Genomic DNA, 19,567 nt, shown 5'->3' with positions numbered 1-19,567 from the left:
CCAATATGGCAGACCTTCATGTAAGTAAAAAAAATATAAGAAGTTTGTTAAGTCTTGATGACGCAAACACTAAAGGCAAAACATTTATTATACCAGAATACCAACGTCCGTATCGCTGGGATAAGGATACATGTGATGTTTTATGGACGGATTTTGTGAATTTCTATATAGATCATAAAGATGACGATAAAGAATACTTCCTAGGGTCTATTGTGACTTGCGCAGATTCAGATAATAGTTCATACATTGATATTATTGATGGCCAACAGAGAATAACATCGTTGTTATTGTTACTACGTGCGTTTTATTATAAATTAGAGAAACAAAATGTCAGTGATCCAGATGATGATGATGTAAAAGGGTTAATGCAATCAATAGAACCATGTATATGGAAGGTCAATCCTATGTCTAAGAAAGTTACAGATAAGGCTTCTACACATATTAAATCATTAGTTGCAACGGACGATGCAAATGAAGAATTTCAAATAATTCTGGAAAGTGGTGAAATCCCTGCACATAGTAATTCAAGTTATGCTGAGAATTATAAAACTTTCTTGGAAAAATGTAATGATTATGCTCAGAATGCATTATCAGGATGGAAAGAACTATGTCTTTTCATTCTTGAAAGATGCATAATTCTCCCTATAGAATGTACAGATTTAGATTCTGCGCTTACTATTTTTGGAACATTGAACAATCGTGGTTTAGCTTTATCGGACTCTGATATATTTAAAGCAGAGCTATATAAACTTTGTAAAACAGCTGATGAAAAGAAACAATTTACAAATGAATGGAAACAGTTAGAGCAAACTGTAGAGGATGGAGGTTTTACTCTAGATGACCTATTTCGTTATTACATGCATGTAAATAGAGCAAGCCGTAATATTACAGCAAAAGAAATAGCTCTTAGGGCATTTTATGCAGGAGAAGGAAGTAAATTCGCTATATTCAAGGAACCAAACTTCTTTAAAGAGTTAACAGATTTAGCTGAATTTTGGAATTCTGTATATTCATATGAAGATATCTATTGTGAAGATGAAGCAAAAAAATATATACATTGTCTAAGCTATTATCCTAATGAGTATTGGAAATATCCTGTTTCAGTGTTCTTCCAAGTACATAAAAGAAAAGATGATTTTAGAACACTTTTCACGCTGTATTTAAAAAAGCTTTTGGCATTTATGTTTGCTCGTTTTATTGAAAATCCAACGGTAAATGCAGTTAGAGATAAGGTTTTTAGTTTTTATGTTGAAACATTCAAAACAGGTACTTTTACTTTGGATTCTTATAAGCTGCCTGATACATTTGAGTCACACTTGAAACGTTTTCCAACGTCGAAAATGGCAAAAGGACTTTTATTATTGAATGCATATCTATTTGATCCCAAGCAAACGCTTTTATCGGGTAAACTTGAAATAGAACATATTTTACCACAAAGGTGGCAAAATACTAACTACAATGGATGGGATAAAGCTGAAGCAGAAAAGCATATAGAAATGTTTGGTAATAAGATAATATTTGAAAAGCGTCTAAATATTCAAGCTGGGAATGGCTATTTTGGCAAAAAGAAATCAGATTACTACTGTAAATCCAAAGTTCATGAAGTAGTAGCGTTATCAAAATATCCTCAAAATGACTGGTTAAAAGAAGACATAGAGCAACGTGAAGATAAGATTATCCAGAGGCTCATGGATTTTTTTGTAGAAAATATAAACAATGATAAGAAGAATACAGTTTTGACAAAAAACTTATGTTTTCATTTGCAATCAGGCCAAGAAGAGTTTAAATTGAATGAAACTTGTTTTCAAGATGGAACTATCCTTTATGAATTAGAATGTCATGAAATAGATATGGCTAAATCGTCACTAACAAAAAAGGTTTTTGCTGATTTCTGCATATCAAATGAAGACCCTGATTTATTACTTGAACATATAGGTAAAACTAAAATATTATCAGGTAATATTATATTCCTAGATGAAAAGAATGATATAATTGTAAATTTTTTAGAAAAATAAGAACATGATAAATAAACTAAATATGATGACAAAAAATAAAGCTGACGAGAACTTTTATAAACTGGCAGCTTTATTTCCCAATGCCGTTACTGAAACAATAGATGAGAATGGCGAGGTAGTTCGAGCTATTGATAAAGATATTTTGATGCAAGAGATATCTGTAAAAGTGGTGGAAGGACGTGAGGAACGTTATCAGTTTACATGGCCTGATAAGCGTAAAGCTATTATAGCTGCAAATGCACCGTCAACAAATACTTTACGTCCTTGTCGAAAAGAAAGCGTAAACTTTGATACGACACAGAATCTTTATATTGAAGGCGACAATCTTGAGGTTCTAAAATTACTTCAAGAAGATTATCTGGGTTCTATAAAATTGATATATATTGATCCGCCATATAATACGGGTAAGGAGTTTGTCTATCCTGACAAATTTGCTCAAAGCACTGAAGTATATATGAAGCATTCGGGACAGTTTGATGAAGAAGGAAACATTATATCTCCTAATCTTGAGTCAAATGGTAGGTTTCATACAGATTGGCTTAATATGATGTATTCACGTCTTAAGATATCGTTGAATCTTTTAAAAAAAGACGGTGTAATATTTATCAGCATAGATCAACATGAGGAAGCAAATCTTAAAAAAATCTGCAATGAGATTTTTGGGGCATCAAACTTTGTGGGCGAAATTATTTGGCAGTCAGCAACAGATAATAATCCAAGACAGATTTCTACAGAACATGAATACATAGTATGCTATGCAAAAGATATAAACGAGTTGTCACCTTGGCTTATAGAATCTAAGAAAGCTCAGAGTATCATTACACAATATAATATAATTAAAGAGCAATATAATGATATCTCAGAACAGCAGAAAGAATTAAGGAAGTGGATAAAAGCGAACCTTAATGACTTACAGGGTGTTGCACATTATAATAATGTGGATGAAAGAGGTGTTTATAGCAATTCAACAAATTCTTCAAATACAAAACCTGGAGGATATACTTTTGACATTATCCATCCAGTAACAGGAAAACCATGTGTAAAACCTGCATTTGGTTGGAGATGGGCAGAAAAAACTTTCTGGGATTATGACAAGGCTGGAGATATTGAATGGGGTAAAGATGAAACAACACAGCCACACGTAAAGAAGCGCATAGAAACAGTAAAAGAGCAATTTAAAAGTATTTATTATGAAGATGGACGAGCTTCAACAAAACAATTAGAACAATTGCTTGGAGGAAAGAAGATTTTTGATAATCCTAAATCCGTTTCTCTTTTAATGCGTATTATAAATTTCGCAGCTCAAGATGATGATTGTATTATTCTTGATTACTTTTCAGGCTCAGCAACTACAGCTCATGCGGTAATGGAGATAAATGCAACATTAGGAGCACATAAAAAATTTATTATGGTTCAATTACAAGAGCCAACAGATGAAAAAAGTCCGGCATATAAAGCTGGATATAAGAATATATGCGAGATAGGTAAAGAACGTATCAGAAAGGCAGCAGAACTTATAAAACAAACTTATCCAGGCTCAAAATTTGATGAAGGATTCAGAGTATTAAAATTAGATAGTAGTAATATGCAGCAAGTGTGGTATACTCCTAACGAATATGTTACCAAGAATCTGTTTGAAAGTACCATTGATAACGTAAAACTTGATAGAACAGGTGAAGACTTGCTGTTTCAGGCAATGCTCGAATTAGATTGTCAGTTGTCTGGGAAAATTGAAATATCGGAAATATCAGGAAAAACTGTATATTTTGTAAACGATAATTATATTATTGCTTGTTTTGATAAGGACGTTACTGACAATGTAATAGTTGAAATTGCAAAGAAAAAACCATATTTCTTTGTAATGTGCGATAGTTCAATGGCTAACGATAGTGTTGCTGTAAATTTTGAACAGATATTTAAGTCATATAGTCCAGATACTAGTTTGAAAATCTATTAAACATGAAATTTAATTTTAAGATTCAATCATATCAAACAGATGCTGTAAATAGCATAGTTAGTGTTTTTGCCGGTCAACCCAAATATGATGATTCGAGCGAAAATACATTATATGCTCGTGATATAGGCAAGAAAAACAAAAATGCAAGTAAAAAGGAAATTACTGAACTCCAATTACATTTTAAAGAAATGGGTATGGAGATAGATCAGTATGATGCTGAAGAACAAATCAATTCGGCAGGATATAGAAATGCCGATATCGTATTAAGTGATGACCTTTTACTAGACAATATAAAAACTGTCCAAGCACAACAAAATATTCACCAATCATCTATATTATCAAAAGATTTAGGACGGTGTTCATTGGACGTAGAAATGGAAACTGGTACAGGTAAGACTTATGTGTACATAAAAACTATGTTCGAACTCAACAAGCAATACGGCTGGAATAAATTTATAATAGTAGTACCAAGTATTGCTATCCGTGAAGGAGTAAAGAAATCCATGGAAATGACAGTTGAGCATTTTATGGAATATTATGGGAAAAAGGCTCGATTTTTTGTATATAATAGTAGTGATTTAAATGCGCTAGATAAATATTCGAGTGATGCAGGTATTAATGTTATGATTATTAATACCCAAGCTTTTGCATCTTCTTTAAAAGAAGGTGCAAAAAATAAGGAAAGCCGAATCATTTACTCTGTTAGAGATGATTTCGGAAGTCGTAGGCCTATTGATGTAATCAAAGTAAATAGACCTATTGTAATTCTGGATGAACCTCAAAAAATGGGAGGAGCTGCAACGCAAAAAGGTATAAAGAATTTTAATCCTTTATTTACAATCAACTATTCTGCAACGCATAAGAACCATCATAATGAAGTTTATGTGCTTGACGCATTAGATGCTTATAACAAAAAACTTGTAAAGAAAATTCAGGTAAAAGGATTTGAAATACATAATTTACGTGGAACAGATAGATATATTTTCTTTGAGAAAATAATAATTTCCAGCAATAAGCCGCCTATGGCTAAGCTTGAAATAGAGGTCCGTCAAGCTAGTGGTGTTGTCCGGAGAAGTAAGGTTTTAGGAGAAGGTGATAATTTATTTCTTGAATCTAATGGACTACAGCAATATAAAGATGGGTATGTCATTAATCATATTGATCCTTTTAATTCAATTATTGAATTCATTAATGGAGAAGCCTTGTCAGTAGGAACAGTTGTTGGTGATGTTTCAGAGAAAGATATGAGAAGAATCCAGATAAGAGAAACTATTCAATCTCATTTTGACAAGGAAGAGTCACTTTTTCGTCAAGGGATTAAGACTCTTTCACTTTTCTTTATAGATGAGGTTTCAAAGTATCGAATTTATGATGAATTTGGTGATGAACAGCTTGGAGAATATGGAAAAATATTTGAAGAAGAATATAAAAATATTCTGAGTGAAAAACTTTCCTTATTTGCTGCCAATGGTGAGGATGCAATGACTGATGAATACCAAAAATATCTTAGACGTTTCGATGCACATCAAGTTCATAAAGGGTATTTCAGTATTGATAAAAAAGGTCATAGCATCAATAGTGAACTGAAAAAAGGTTCTGACATATCAGATGATATATCAGCGTACGACTTGATTTTGAAAAATAAAGAACGGTTATTAAGCTTTGAGGAGCCAACACGTTTTATATTTTCTCATTCAGCACTTAGAGAAGGATGGGATAATCCTAATGTATTCCAAATTTGTACTTTGAAACATTCTGATAGTGCTACAGCCAAAAGACAAGAAGTCGGTCGTGGATTACGTCTTGCCGTGAATAAATCTGGTATAAGGATGGATGCAGAGACTATAGGAGAAGATTTAGTTCATGAAATTAATAAGTTAACTGTAATAGCTAGTGAAAGTTACTCGTCTTTTGTTTCAGATCTACAGAAAGAAACAAAAGAAGTGTTATATGACAGACCAACTAAAGCTACAACAGAGTATTTCAAAGGTAAGATTTTGACTTATGATGGTCAAACAATAACTATTGATGATCAGCAAGCAGCTAGTATAATTGCATATTTAAGTGATAATGATTATATAGATTCAAAGGGTAATATTACTGTAGAATATCACAAGGCTGTTGCTAACGGAACATTAGAACCCTTACCAAAAAAGTTGCGTATAATGGAGGAATCAATACATAAATTGATTCAATCTATATTTGATGAACATGCTTTAGATGGAATGATAGAAAATGGTCATGAGACAACTATTCAAGATAATTGTCTTAATGATAATTTTAAGAAAAAGGAATTCCAGGAACTTTGGAGAAGAATAAATCATAAATATGCTTATACAGTAGATTTTGATAGCGAAGAACTCATACGAAAGTCTGTAGAAGAAATAAACTCGAATCTTCATGTAGCTCAAGTAAGGTATAGTATTACAACTGGCCAGCAGGAAGAACATTTGTCGCAATCACAAGTAGCAAGTGGAACAGCATTCAGTTCTATAAGTTCACGAACACAGAATTTACGTAATGCTCATGCTTGTACAACATCTTATGATTTGATTGGTGATATAGCAAAAGGGGCTGTTATAACAAGAAAAACAGCAAGCCGCATTCTAAGCATGTTAGATAATGATAAAAAATACATGTTTGCTATCAACCCCGAGGAATTTATCATTAAAGTCATAAATATGATAAAGGCACAAAAGGCTACTATGATAGTGGAACATATTACATACAATCAAATAGAGGGTAAATACGATAGTTCTATTTTCACATCTGAGAGACGTAATGTTGGATTTGATAAGGCGATTAGAACAAAACGTCATATTACTGATTATGTGTTTACAGATGGAACAGCGGAAGATAGTATTGAAAAGAAGTTCTGTCAGAGTCTTGAAAAAGCCGAAGAGGTGGAAGTATATGCAAAACTCCCTAAAGGATTCCATATTCCTACACCGGTAGGCAATTATTCACCAGACTGGGCTATTGCTTTCAAAAAAGGAACAGTTAAACATATATTCTTTATTGCAGAAACTAAAGGGACAATGGAATCATTGCAATTTAGAAAAATAGAAGAAGCAAAGATAAAATGTGCGACTAAACTTTTTAATGAAATATCAACAGAAGGTGTTCGTTATCATGAAGTTAGTAGCTATAAAGAACTGCTTGATGTAATGGAAACAATAAAATAACTCAATTCAAACAAACTTCCTTTTAGGTAATGAGATTCAAATAGAAGTGTATAAAAATTAAAAGTTTAATATTATGGCATTCAAAAATTATAGAAAAGAAACTTCAGAGAGAAGTGATGAAGCCAATTGGGCAAAAAAAATTCTTATTGAAAAAACAGGGCTATTTTTTGATTCAATTGAAGGTTGCAATGAAAATAAAGATAACATTGTAACGCATTTAATGGAGCGAGCTCGAATTGATTTTTCGGATGAAAAATCAACAGATGAAGAAGTACTTAAAGAAATAATCAAACTTGAAACATTAGATACGCTTCAACGAAAAATTAATTTTGCTAAATCCTTTAATTGCCCATTAACTTATGTATTGTACTGCAATGAGAATAAACATGTTTGGGTTTATACAATAACAGCAATAGATACATGTAAATATGAAGCCGTTTACAGCAGCTTTGTGGCATTTTCTAATTGGATTGCAGAGATAAAAGGTTGGAAATCGTCAAAATCATTTAGAGAAAAACAAGATTTGCCAGAATTTGATAAAGCATTAAGAGCCGCAGGATGTGCATGGCCAACAAATATAGATTGCTTCGTTTCAAATGAGAAATTCGAACCTATTTGTATTATTGAATTTCAGAATGCAAATAAAACCTCAGTTGAAAAACATTGTAACAATGAGTTTTTATGGGGAAAGTATACAGGAAGTACTGATTGGGGAAAAACCATATACTATAATGATGTAAGAAGATGGTTATCTCAAGAAATACTTAGAGTTCAGTCAGGTTTGAGGCTATTTGTTGTTACTTGGTCTGAATCTTCAGAAGATTTTATTTTGAAAGAAATAGATCAGGTCACATTGCCACAGTTTCCCCGTGAGAAGAATTGGAGATTACATAATCAGATAGAAGAAAATCTCCATAATTTGGCTGTTTATTATAGAGTTAATAAAGATTATGCGCTAAGATATGCAAAATGGATTTCTGAGAATACATCTTCATATAATCTATCGTATAATGATGGATCTATGGAAATGATATTTCATAGTCCAAAACTGAATGTCGCAAATAAAACATTTCCTAAATTATATTATAAATTTAAACATCTAGAAAAAAATAACAAAGAGAAACTGCCTATTATTTTCTTAGAGCTTTTGGGAAACAATTGAAAACTAAGTAGAAAATTTTATCTGAAATTATACACACCATAAAGTAATAGCTATTATAGCTATTACTTTATATATTAATATTAAGAATTATCGCTTGTTTTATTATGGATTTATATTTAGTAACTTATCAAATTCAAATAATACTATACAATAAACTCAAAAGAATAATCTGATAAGAATTTTAAAATACAATCGAAAACGATAGAATATTTTAATATCATATGCGAAATTTATTTACACATAAAAAATATCAAATATCTTTATAGGTTAAAATGTGAGATACAAGAACTTCCATGGGAAATTTGGACAGATAATGATGTACATGATCCTAACTATAAACAGAAAAGAATACAATTAATTGGAAAAGTTATGCATATACAGAACCGCATCAGAGGGTATGTTATTGCTAAGTATGGAGAAGGTGAATTATCTAAAGAATTCTCAGAATATTCATTTTTCACAATAGGATATAGAGCAAACACTTTTAATGTAGAAAATAACAAAGCATGGAGTCGAGGGAAAGAATGTTTCTTATATTTTATTGACAAATTAATTGATTTTACAGAGGCTGAAAATAAATGCGAATCGATTGATTGGAAAAAAGAAATAGCAAAATGGCTCATGTTCATAACAATTGTGTTAACATCTATATTCTTATTGTTTGGTGCAAATGATTTAATAAAAACCATATCGTTATTTGGTGATATAGAAATTAAAAAGAAATTACAGTTTACACTTTGTATCATGATGATTACTGCCAATATAATATGGGCAAAGAATTGGAAAGAATTATTGCCTATTACCACGTCATTTATTGGTGCTTTAGTTGGACTTCAGGTATGAGTAAATCATTATGAAGAATGTAAAAATGAACAAGATATACCAATACGTTGTTTAGAAATCTTTTCACTAAGTGTATTTTATTAGGAATGTAACAATATCAAATCTACGCTGGTTAACATTTTCTGTTTTATAGTGTAAAATGCTTAATAAAGATAGTGTGCCGAAGTAACACACTATCTTTAGATTGTTAAAATATAATTCTTATTAAGAGTTAATATTGCAGTTTATATAAAATAAAAAGATGTTATATTATTAATAGATGGAAATCGTTGGTCGAAATTTATGTATATGAACTTTAGGGGTCTCTTGAATAGTTCCTGACTGCATAGAATAAAGCCAGGCTTTATTCTCCTTTTGCCCTTCCACTTCAGTAGAAGACCATAACCAGCATTCACTCGGATTCAGATTAATCGGAGTTCCACCGACTTCAGTTATACATTCATTAATCTGATACCGGACAGCGAACAGATAAGAGAGTTGCCGGACAGAAGGAATATAGGCCGATTGTCCATAACTCCACAAATCAAAAGATTTGATAGCTATTGGTGATTGGACTTCCTCATTATTGAACAAAGAATAGGTATTCTCATTTCCGTCCTCATCAGTCAATGATGCAGAAGTCCCCTGGTCAATACCAAGACTGTCGGCAAAAGCCAGCGGTTCCATATCATGAATGTAAACTGCATAACCAAGATTGTCAGTTTCTGCACTACGGTTTACATGGAAAACTATGGCAACAGCTTCTTTGTCAGATTGCTTGAATTTGTCCATGGACAATATATTTCCGTCCGAACAAACCACATTGCCAACCTGAAGGGAAGATAACAGTTCGGTAACATCTTCATGTTCACAATGACAGGAAGTGAGCAACAGCCCACTCCATGCCAGAATCGGTAATAAAAATCTTTTCAGCTTCATAACAGTGGGATTTCAAATGACCTGATTACACATTGCGCTTCCTTGTCCATAATGAACCAGTATTCAGAACGGTATGGCTGTCCGTCAGAATCAGTAGCTTCATACTCTATCTTTACCTTCCAGCCACTGAACGGCTTGCGTTCCTGACTGGCTTCATCACCAGCAGGCTTCAGTTCCCCTGTAACCATCAGAGAGCGGAGTGCCGTCATGGCATCCATCTGACGTTTCATCTGTCCGGATATCCCGTGACATTCTGAATCCGGATTATCAAAATCCGTATCCTCCATAAACCTGCGGCTGATTTTCATCATGGCTACAGAAAGAGCCATCTTCTCCTTCATGGTAACATACTCACGGCCAAATACAGAATCCGGTTTGCTGATACCGACAATCTTTACGGATTCCGGATTGTCCACCGAAGCCATCAGTGCCTTTTTGGCCATATCCTGTGCCTTGTTCCCGCTGTTGCCGGAACAGCCGGTTCCCATTCCGAGCAGAACTGCCACTGCAGGCAGTATCAGTAGTTTCTTTCCCTGTTTCATATCTTTACGATTTGAAGTTTGTCCGGAGCCAGACCGAGACGTTTGCGGTAAATTGAACCGTCCTCCCGGTACATCTCCAGTTCGGATGAAGTAATGTTCTTCTCACAAAGCTCTTTCGCCTCTTCCAGTGTCAGCTGATGGCCGCCTATATTCCTCCATATGGCGAATGAACACGGTGCTTCCTGATTGCTGTAGTTGGAACAGTTGAAAGCCCTTGTTCCCACACGCACCTCGCCGCCGCAGTGCGGACACCTGCCGATAACAGACTGCATATTGACTGCACCGTCATCAGCAAGTTCCAGCACTGTCGGGAAAGTCTTTCCTTCCTTGGTGGAAAAGCCGTCCAGAAGGATGCAGCGTTTCTCTAAAAATTCAGCAATCTCCTCGTCATTCATTTTCCGGTTGCCGATGATGGCATTGATGTTGAGCACACAAGAAGGATGCTCACCTGTGTTGTTTTCGCAGCGATACCCCTTGCAGGTCTTCACCACGTTGCTGCCGCAGAACGGGCAGCGTCCTATAATCTTCTTTTCTGAATCCATATTCCTGATAAGTTACATTGTTTGAATTAATTGAATGAGAATCCACGGTTCCAGTCCGCAACGATTCCTCCTATAATGTTCTTGCCGGACATCACATTTGCCCATCCTTCCGGGTCAAGAGAGAACCAGAGGTCGTTCCATGAGAGTGTGCGTATCTGCCATGCCAGGATAAAGAGGTCGGTATTAACAGCCTCCAGTCTGGTCAGTACCTCGTTTGCTATGTAGTACCGCTCGGAAGAACTGAGCAGGTTTACCTTGTGCTTCTCCTTGCCTCCGTCAGAACCGCCTGTATCATAGCTTCCGGAAGTCACCAGCTGCTTCATGAACGGATAAAGCGCAGCCATCTGGGTTGCGGCATCAGCCAGCTCGTCCGAAACGATTGTAGCAATGGCCGTTCCCTTCAGGTTACTGCCGACCGATTTGAGCAGCAGATTACAGTTCTGAGGTATTTCCGTGGCCACCAGTTCCCCAGCACGCTTAATCTGATAGATATTCTGCATTGCACCCTGTGCATTGGAAAGATATTCCAGCATCTTGTCCTCCACACTGTGTACCCTGTCGAGTGCAACCGTTACGGCAGTCTCGGCAGCAATGATTTTCTCGTGTGCCTTCTGACGTTTATCATAGATATTCTTCAGAGTGGAAGTCTGTGCAAAGACAGCACCCGTCAGCGTCGGGTCTGTCTGTTGTGCAAAAGTGTCCGCACCTTTCAGCAGAAAAACTGCAAGGGCAGCCACTACCGTTATTATTAACTTGATTCTGTCCATATCATTCAGATTTTACGTCCTTTATTCCTTTGTTCACTCAGATTCTGTTCACGCTCCTCCTTATGTGGTGAAATCACCGGCTCCATCGGCCTGTTCAGCAGACAGTCGTTCCAATCCTTGAAAGCCTTTGGAGGAAGCCACTGTCCCATACGGTACCGGATGTTCAGCTGCCTGGCAACCTGGGCCAGTAGGGGACGCTCCATGTCAGGCTCGAATATCTTTCCCTTCGCTTCAATCCGGATGCCGCCGTCAGTCCTGCTTATCTTCATCTGAATACCTTCCTGCAGAGCCATCATGCGCAGTCCGTATATCCTCCCGGCCAGATCGTTGTCAAAACAGTCGAAGGCACGTGCATTTGGAAAGCGTTCCATGACTCCGGTTATTTGCCTGTCAGAGAATGTGCCGCCCAGTGAAACCAGAGCCGCACTGTCCCCAATCTGTATCCGGTTCATCTGGTAGAAGGCCATGGCATCAAATGCAGATTCACAGAAAAACACGCTTCTTACATTGTCCGGACTGATACCCGAAGGAACAGCCACCCATGCCGAAGATGACGAATCCGTACCGGCAGCTTTCGACTTGTAACCGCCATGTCCTCTGATTTCATACCCCCTGACTTCATTTCCCTTTCCGTCAGTATATGGGAATCCGATATTGTAACCTTCAAACTTTCCGTTGTTCCTGTCCCTTATAAGGGAAATAAAAGGCGAAAGAGCAGTTACGGTTGCTTTGGACAGTCCGCGCCGGAAAAACAGTCCTGGTATTTTCCCGATGTCAACCGGCTTCACCTCATATCTGGAAGGTTCAAACACGCCTGATGATTTTCCTGCCGATTTAACATACTCCCTGTCCTCCCTGTATTCAGGTTCAGGCATGTTGGCGAAACGTGCCATGACCTTGGCTATCTTCTGCCATTCATCCTTTCCGGATACCGTAAAGGAAGAAAGATTCTCACGGATGAGTGTCACCACATCGCCTTTGGAACCGTCACGCCGGAAAAAGGTCTGTGCCGCCTTGTCGTTGGGATGGCTGACAATCAGCGTATCCCTCCTGTTACCGTCTTCACCGAGTACCAGCTCGATGTAACGTCCGACACCGGCCTTCCTGTCCAGACGGTATCCCAGGGCGTATGCAATGTCGTCAATCCCCACATGGGATTTCATTTCCCTGAAATTAACCTTGTAGTCGCTCATGCTTTCCGATTTAAGATGTTATACAGAATTTCATATACCAAGTCCTGTACCGGCATTCCGGTTCCGGCCCATCATAGTAATCTCCGGTTCGTATGTCTTCCGTGCCGTCATGTTCAGGAAAGCCTCCTTGTCCTTCCAGTCCGTAAGCTGGAAGAATGTCCTGGCCGTTTCCTTGGAAACCTTCTTCAGTCCCAGTTCCACACCATCGTATGACGCACGGATGGCATAGTCTCCGGAACGGGTCTTGACAATGGCCGCATTCTTGAAAGATTTCTCTTCGTCAGCACTCATTGAAGTAAGCGGGTCATTCTTTGCCAGATAAGGCTGCTCGCCGAGAGCCAGACGCTGTTTGTCCACATGGTCAAGAATCAGGTCTGAAGCCTTGTTCACGTCAGCCATGACCGATACGATAAACTTCGGTTCCTGTTTCAGTACACCAATCCACGAGTCCAGATAAGCAGCCGAGTTGTCCGTTATTCTGGAATCAAAGCCCATGGAATGGCTGATCATGGCAGCCGTAAGTTCCGCCACCAGCTCCTCCTTGGCATATTTCGGGTCACCGAACCTGCCGCCCATCTCCCTGTTCAGACGCTCCGGTGTCATGGTGGAGTGAGTCATTTCATGGAGCATGGTAGAATAATACTCCATTCCACCACGGTAGGTTTCTTCCGGAGAATCACCGATATTGAACTGCGCCTTCATGGGCAGCACCACAATATCCTTCGAGGGAGAATAATAGGCACCGTTCTCACGCTTGTCGGCACGTATCGGACAAAGCCACTGCTGCGTCTCCACCATACGGTCGAGTGCGGCATGGGTGTACATACCTTCCGTATCCCTAAGTTCCGGAACCTTGAACCTGTCCATGAGCTTCTGCATCCTCTCCGGCTGTACTTCGGCCAAGTTGGTCTGTGCCACATTGTACACCGGGAATGACTTGATGAAAGGAATGACATCCATATCCTTCTTCTCCTCCTTGCTCATTGCACGGTATTCCTCCGTGCTTATCCTCTTGCCTTGACTGTCCTTTATCATCATATCCCAGTATACCACCGGGAAGGCCTTTTCACCCTTCAGGACATGAGCCTTCAGGTTATGCGCCTGCTTGAAGGTCAGATATACCGGAAGCTGGTAGTTCATGGCTGCGGTATGCATCTGAAGGAAGAAGGAATTGGAACCTGAATAGTTGCGGCCACCCACATTCTGCGGCAGTCCTGCATAACCCGATGCGCCGCCAATCCATCCCTGTTTCCATCCGGTATCCTTCATCTGCTGCATACGCTCAATCATCATTGCAGCGAAGCGGTCTATGGCCGCCTGTCCGCTGTTTCCCTGAGAGTCAGTTCCAGATGCCATAGCTGTCGTCATCCATTACCTGACGGTCCATCTGCCTGATGTCCGTCTGTTCTACATAGAACTCGGCCGATTCATCCGAAGGGTCCGTACCGTGTGACCGGCACCATTCCAGATAATCATCTGCATTCTCACTGTCCATAACAAAGCGGAGGAAACCTATCTTACCCTCCTGCAGAAGCTCCACAAGCTCCTCATGATTCATTTTAGCTGACATATAACTTGTTTTTTAGTTTTCTGATTATGTTACATTTTCATAGAAGCCGATTTCTCCACCTTTGCGGTGTTGGCGGCAAGCATACCGGTTATTTCCGTATTCAGATATTTGGCCGCAATCTGTTCCCTTGTGGCCGTCTTGGTCTTGAAAAGCGAATAACCGTCATCAAAGGAGATTTCATGCCGGGAAGTCTGTCCCTTCTCTCCGAGGTCAACCGACACCTTCCATTTGTTGTCGTTCCTGTCCTTGGCCACGCGTACACCCTTGGGGTCAACACCTTCAGGAAGCTGATACTTCTCGTATGCGGATTTCAGATGCAGACGTTCACCGAAGTTCTTCTCAATAAGCTGGTTCGGAGTGGCCACCCTGTCGAAGTAGGCATTCAGGTCCTGGCGTGAAGCCACGGCAGACATGTTCGTATCCCCAACCTGAACATAGAACTTGTATTTCCCAAAGTCAGGACGCTGCTCGTCCTTCTCTTTATAGACATTGAACTTGTTTACGGTTATAGAGCCGTCCGGTCCTGCAATCTCCATTGGCATACGGAAGGCTTCCTCAGATACCTTCGGCATCAGCTTTGTCGGATAGTAGCGTTCCATGAGTTGCGGTACCGTCATTTCCTTGTTCTGATAGGCAGCAAGGTCTGCTACATCCATCTTCTGCGGCTTGAGCTGCTGTCCGTCAATCTTTGCGGTAAAGTACCAGTCGGCAGGATTGGTGGTACTCTGGTAGGCATGGCCATGAGTTACCTTTTCACCGTTGGCTGTCACCATCTGCGGCTCACGGGGCTTTCGTTCCTGAACTGTTTCCGTTTTCCGTTCGTCATTCTTTTCGGTCTTTACCTCATTATCCGTCCCGGTCTCAGCTTTGGTTTCAACTTTGGCCTTCGACTTCTTTTCCCTTGCAGGTTTTACATCAACAGTGTTCTCCACTGTTCTGTCAGGAGCTTCCTGCGCACCCTGTTCCTTTTTCTTCTTTCCCATATCTGTACTGTTTTGAATGGTTCTGTCATTAATTTCAGTTTTATCCTGTCCGGCCTTCTTCTTCAAAGGACTGTCCAAGGCATCACAGATTGCCACCCTAATACCGGAACGTATCAGTCTGGGCAGATAAACGTCAAGTGCCGATTGTGGGAATGATGCAACCTTTACAGGTCTCTTGTAGTCAGGCAGCATTCTATCTGCAATCTCGATGGCAAGCACTGTGGCAGCCTTGACGGCATCCTGCTTATAGAGTTCATAGAAACTGTTCCGTCTGAACAGCAGCATGGCATCCGGATGCTTTTTTTTCAGTTCGTTGAACTGCCGTATGATACCGGTATCATTATCTGAATCTGTCTTTTTAGTCATAGGAATCAGTATTAGAGCTTAAGGCTGTTTGCTTTTGTTTCCTTCCGGGATGGAGAGAGTGAAATGGCACGCTCCACGGACTGTTTGTCCACCACCTTCTTATATTCCCATCGGTTCTTGTCAGTCATAACAAGGCCGAGATATTCAGGATGAATCTCGTCATAGCGGAGCTTCTGCTGCCTTTCCCATTCCTTCATGTCACCCTTGATAAGCTTGAATCCCTGCTGCTCCTTCAGGTCAATGCCGACTGAAACCTTCTCTCCGCCCACATTCAGTTCAACCGGTTTTCCCTCCCGTACCTGCTGCTTCTGCTGCATACCCAGTTCAATGTCGTTCACCTTCTCCATGTCCTTCAGACGCTGCTCCAGCTTGATGTCTGTAACACGTCTGTGAATGACGGATTTTGTTTCCGGGTCAAGCTGAAGATACTGCTGAGTCTTTTCATCGTTTACGTTGACCGCCTTCTGTATTACCTCACCTCTGGCCAGACGTTCAGCCTCCTGCTGAGTGAGATTGAGAACCTTGTTGCGTTCCCGGTCCAGTTCGGCACGTACTGGATATGCAATCAAAGCCGGAGCACCGTTTTTGTTTGTAGTCATCTGAAGCTTCATCGGCATGGTGATGATGCTGCCGTTCCTTGCGTTGATGGATACCTGCATGATGGGAGTCACTTCACCTGCCATCAGCTTCTCCTTCACTTCCATGGGTAAACTGTTCGCCTTTTCACGGTCGATACCCAGTATTGCCAGTTTTTCGTATGGCAACAAATCGGACTGATTTCTGTTGTGCATTTCCATATTACTGTAATTAAGCTGTTATATTTGCGGTTCTAACCGCCTGAATACCACAAATGTATTCACGGCAATCCCCTGAAAAAGAAATGCGCAACACTATTCTGATTTCATTGCTTCTGATGCTACTGCCGGTAAGCGTATCGGCACAGTTCTATACGATAACCAGAGATTCGGAAATTCTGCCAACAGAAAGACGAAAAGAGTCTTATAACCGTGCAGCAAAGGATGTTACAGAAGGGAAAAAGAATAAGATGATGTCAAAGAATACCCTGACTGTCGGACCGGACAATCAGAAGAAATTGGAAGATAACAGCCGGAATAGTGACAGGAAAGTATCCCTGAAAACTGAACTGCAAAAGAATGCAGATGATATTACTAAATCAGAAAACAATCTTCCTGAACTTACCATCCCCAACCTTTATAAAGAAATCATAAGAAACGGAATCCTATACCCAAAAATAGTTTTGGCTCAGGCTATTTTGGAGACCGGATGGTTCCGTTCATCAGTATGCCGGAACAAGCATAATCTTTTCGGACTTACCAATCCACGTACAGGGAAATACTATGAATTCAATCATTGGACAGAAAGTGTCCGGGCTTATTATACTAAAGTGCAATATAAATACAAAGGTGGAAATTATCTGCTTTGGCTTGATGAAATCGGTTATGCGGAAGATCCAAGATATGTTCGAGAAATTATTCAAGTTCTAAAACTTATTTAATCGCAAATAATCTAGCATATTATATAGAACATAATAATTTCAATATCTTTGTGTAGAATTACTATAAATGAATGATTATGGAAGATGTATTTCGTGATTACGGTCAATTTGAAAATATAGAAAACAAAAAAATTATATGTTTTAATATAACCAAGACATATCTTCTTTCAGAAAGGGAAAACCTTTATGAGTGTACAAGAAAATTTTGGAGGCTAAACGGTGAACGAGCTAAAAATGCAGAATTAGTTTTTGCCGTATGTTCAAAGTATATTGTAGGAGTCTTCAAACCGACACACTGGTTTCTTACCGATTCTGAGGAATATTCTGGTCGTTGGGAGTTTGAAGGAGAAGAAATAATCGATTCACCATTTATAAATATGAGTATTGCTCATTTAGTAGGTAGAAGACAAAATCCTGTTATGTATATTAATATGTAATCATTTATGAAGCCAACTAAAGAAGAATATATAAAAATCTTCAGTGAAATGAAGAAATGTAGATTTCTAAATGAATTGAAAACCGATAGATATGACTCTACTATAGACTGCTTTTGCATTGTACGGATAGTAGATAAAAATACAAACTGCCTTGTTCTATATGATAATATTTCAAAAAATGAGTTGTTTAAATATTCTCAAGATGAATTCTTTAACATTTGTAGCTATATTGAAAAATATGCGGACTCTCATTTCTTAGGTTGTGATTTTTGCCAAATAACTAAAACTGTTTCTATTTCATCCCTTATAAAAGGTATAGTAAATGAATTTAATTTACATGAGAAGAAAGATATAATATTAGGAACGAAAATTGCTTTGTCTTACTTAAAAGTTTATGGAGACTGGGAAAATTTTAATTACTCGGTTGAACTTCTATCAAAGGCCAAATTTATAAATGACTTTCGGGATGCTATACAAAAAATATGTATAAAGGCAGGGGTAAACGACCTATTTAGAAGCCAAGAAAACAAGTCCAAAAAAGAATACATTATCAAACAAGCTCAAAGAATATCAAAAAGCGATAATATAATTTACTCGCATACTATTATTCAAAAATTAAATAATGCCTTCATGAAAATAGGCTTAACAGAAGATGGATACCTATTAGACGAACAATTCAAAGTTATCAAAGAAAATATCGAAAGTTTATATCACTCAGAAGCTCAGATTCAAGGTTCAGTTGTCTATAATTACGAAAAAGACAAATGGAATAAAACTTTTTCAGGATGGACTGCTGAAATAACAGAGAATAAACCTTTTGATTTTTCAGAAGATGATTTAAGTCATGATTCGAGGTTTTGGTAGTAAAATATATCTTATAAGAGAAAAAATACTAAAACAATAATATGTATGGGATAAATAGTATAGAACCCATATTTTGCTAACATACTATGTATAAATCCCCTTGTTCCATCATAACTAGAAATCACGAAATGTGCTAATAAAATGCCAGTTATCCCGTAATACATCATCAAAGTAAATGTGCAAAAAAATTGCATACCTCTACTATATGGTAAAGAGTCATCATATCCATTAAAAAGGTAAAATATAACAATAACAAGAATCCCTCTCCACTCATAATCCAAGCCAAGCCAAGAAGCAAGTCCGGCCATGCCAAGCGTCCAAAGGAATCCCTGTATCGGACTACGTTGCAAAAGATTTTCAAGAACCATCAGCGTGGCCACACCCAAAGCCAGTGTAAACATTACATTATGTGTTCCGTCAGCACCATTCAGCAGATACCAGGGTATTTCACTGATTATGGCAAAGCCCAACAGAGTAAAGAAATACCTGTACCTGCTTCTTGTATGAATAAACCCTTCAGCAATCAGGAAGGCAAACACAGGAAAAGCGATGCGCCCGATACAGCGCATCGTTTCGTATAATACGGTACCGTGCTCCATCAGATAGAGAGCAACGTGGTCTATCACCATGGAAATCATGGCAATGACTTTCAATGCACTGCCGCTAAGTCCAAATGCCGGTTTTAAGGTCATATTCATAAATTACAT

Annotated in this window: 18 protein-coding genes; 8 read left to right on the top strand and 10 right to left on the bottom strand. The window is 38.3% G+C overall.

From position 1 onward, the window contains the following. Positions 1–5 precede the first annotated feature (5 nt). From JXR92_RS11440 to JXR92_RS11420, 5 genes are all read left to right on the top strand, one after another. Positions 6–2,015, top strand: a complete 2,010-nt coding sequence (locus tag JXR92_RS11440) for a DUF262 domain-containing protein (RefSeq protein ID WP_055298253.1) — start codon at positions 6–8, stop codon at positions 2,013–2,015. A 4-nt stretch (positions 2,016–2,019) separates the two neighbouring features. Next, the gene (locus JXR92_RS11435) at positions 2,020–3,972 is read left to right on the top strand and encodes a site-specific DNA-methyltransferase (RefSeq protein WP_055298251.1); all 1,953 of its coding nucleotides are present in this window, start codon (positions 2,020–2,022) and stop codon (positions 3,970–3,972) included. 2 nt (positions 3,973–3,974) lie between these two features. Then, on the top strand, positions 3,975–7,157 hold the full coding sequence (locus JXR92_RS11430) for a type III restriction-modification system endonuclease (RefSeq protein WP_055298249.1): 3,183 nt from the start codon (positions 3,975–3,977) through the stop codon (positions 7,155–7,157). A 73-nt stretch (positions 7,158–7,230) separates the two neighbouring features. Next, a complete protein-coding gene (locus JXR92_RS11425) occupies positions 7,231–8,319 on the top strand; it encodes a hypothetical protein (RefSeq protein ID WP_055298247.1) in 1,089 nt (362 codons plus the stop codon). Positions 8,320–8,688: 369 nt separating this feature from the next. Next, entirely contained in the window at positions 8,689–9,162 is a 474-nt protein-coding gene (locus JXR92_RS11420; RefSeq protein WP_055298245.1) for a hypothetical protein, read from the top strand. A gap of 252 nt (positions 9,163–9,414) precedes the next feature. On the opposite strand, the gene JXR92_RS11415 is transcribed toward JXR92_RS11420, so the two are convergent. From JXR92_RS11415 to JXR92_RS11375, 9 genes are read right to left on the bottom strand one after another with little or no spacing between them, the layout of a single operon-like run. Continuing rightward, positions 9,415–10,080 (bottom strand): hypothetical protein, encoded by a 666-nt coding sequence (locus JXR92_RS11415; RefSeq protein ID WP_055298243.1) that lies wholly within the window; start codon positions 10,078–10,080, stop codon positions 9,415–9,417. Beyond that, positions 10,077–10,622 (bottom strand): hypothetical protein, encoded by a 546-nt coding sequence (locus JXR92_RS11410; RefSeq protein WP_055298242.1) that lies wholly within the window; start codon positions 10,620–10,622, stop codon positions 10,077–10,079. The genes JXR92_RS11415 and JXR92_RS11410 overlap by 4 nt, the downstream gene beginning before the upstream one ends. Further along, positions 10,619–11,164: a topoisomerase C-terminal repeat-containing protein gene (locus tag JXR92_RS11405; protein WP_055298240.1), complete on the bottom strand. Its 546-nt coding sequence runs from the start codon at positions 11,162–11,164 to the stop codon at positions 10,619–10,621. Before JXR92_RS11405 ends, JXR92_RS11410 begins: the two co-directional genes overlap by 4 nt. 26 nt (positions 11,165–11,190) lie before the next feature. Next, on the bottom strand, positions 11,191–11,931 hold the full coding sequence (locus JXR92_RS11400; protein WP_055298238.1) for a hypothetical protein: 741 nt from the start codon (positions 11,929–11,931) through the stop codon (positions 11,191–11,193). Between the two features lie 5 nt (positions 11,932–11,936). After that, entirely contained in the window at positions 11,937–13,124 is a 1,188-nt protein-coding gene (locus JXR92_RS11395; RefSeq protein WP_055298236.1) for a toprim domain-containing protein, read from the bottom strand. Between the two features lie 30 nt (positions 13,125–13,154). Continuing rightward, complete coding sequence (locus JXR92_RS11390; RefSeq protein WP_055298234.1) at positions 13,155–14,480, bottom strand: ArdC family protein; 1,326 nt, start codon at positions 14,478–14,480, stop codon at positions 13,155–13,157. Further along, positions 14,464–14,694, bottom strand: a complete 231-nt coding sequence (locus JXR92_RS11385) for a hypothetical protein (protein WP_005649252.1) — start codon at positions 14,692–14,694, stop codon at positions 14,464–14,466. The genes JXR92_RS11390 and JXR92_RS11385 overlap by 17 nt, the downstream gene beginning before the upstream one ends. A 29-nt stretch (positions 14,695–14,723) precedes the next feature. Beyond that, complete coding sequence (locus tag JXR92_RS11380; RefSeq protein WP_055298232.1) at positions 14,724–16,043, bottom strand: MutS N-terminal domain-containing protein; 1,320 nt, start codon at positions 16,041–16,043, stop codon at positions 14,724–14,726. Between the two features lie 11 nt (positions 16,044–16,054). Then, positions 16,055–16,840: a DUF4099 domain-containing protein gene (locus JXR92_RS11375; protein ID WP_081029531.1), complete on the bottom strand. Its 786-nt coding sequence runs from the start codon at positions 16,838–16,840 to the stop codon at positions 16,055–16,057. Between the two features lie 83 nt (positions 16,841–16,923). Here JXR92_RS11375 and JXR92_RS11370 point away from each other — a divergent pair, with 83 nt between their 5' ends. The 3 genes from JXR92_RS11370 (at position 16,924) to JXR92_RS11360 (ending at position 18,860) form a co-directional block, all read left to right on the top strand. Then, on the top strand, positions 16,924–17,559 hold the full coding sequence (locus JXR92_RS11370; protein ID WP_055298230.1) for a glucosaminidase domain-containing protein: 636 nt from the start codon (positions 16,924–16,926) through the stop codon (positions 17,557–17,559). 77 nt (positions 17,560–17,636) lie between these two features. Next, entirely contained in the window at positions 17,637–17,996 is a 360-nt protein-coding gene (locus JXR92_RS11365) for a hypothetical protein (RefSeq protein WP_070103063.1), read from the top strand. A gap of 6 nt (positions 17,997–18,002) precedes the next feature. Continuing rightward, positions 18,003–18,860: a hypothetical protein gene (locus JXR92_RS11360; RefSeq protein WP_155520061.1), complete on the top strand. Its 858-nt coding sequence runs from the start codon at positions 18,003–18,005 to the stop codon at positions 18,858–18,860. An 11-nt stretch (positions 18,861–18,871) separates the two neighbouring features. Here JXR92_RS11360 and JXR92_RS11355 read toward each other — a convergent pair whose 3' ends face one another. Then, a complete protein-coding gene (locus tag JXR92_RS11355) occupies positions 18,872–19,558 on the bottom strand; it encodes a TraX family protein (protein WP_055298224.1) in 687 nt (228 codons plus the stop codon). Between the last annotated feature and the right edge of the window lie 9 nt (positions 19,559–19,567).

Source organism: Bacteroides parvus, assembly GCF_017309675.2.
Lineage (GTDB): Bacteria > Bacteroidota > Bacteroidia > Bacteroidales > Bacteroidaceae > Bacteroides > Bacteroides uniformis.
Note: the sequence above shows the minus strand (reverse complement) of the source record. Positions and strands in the feature narration are given on the sequence as shown.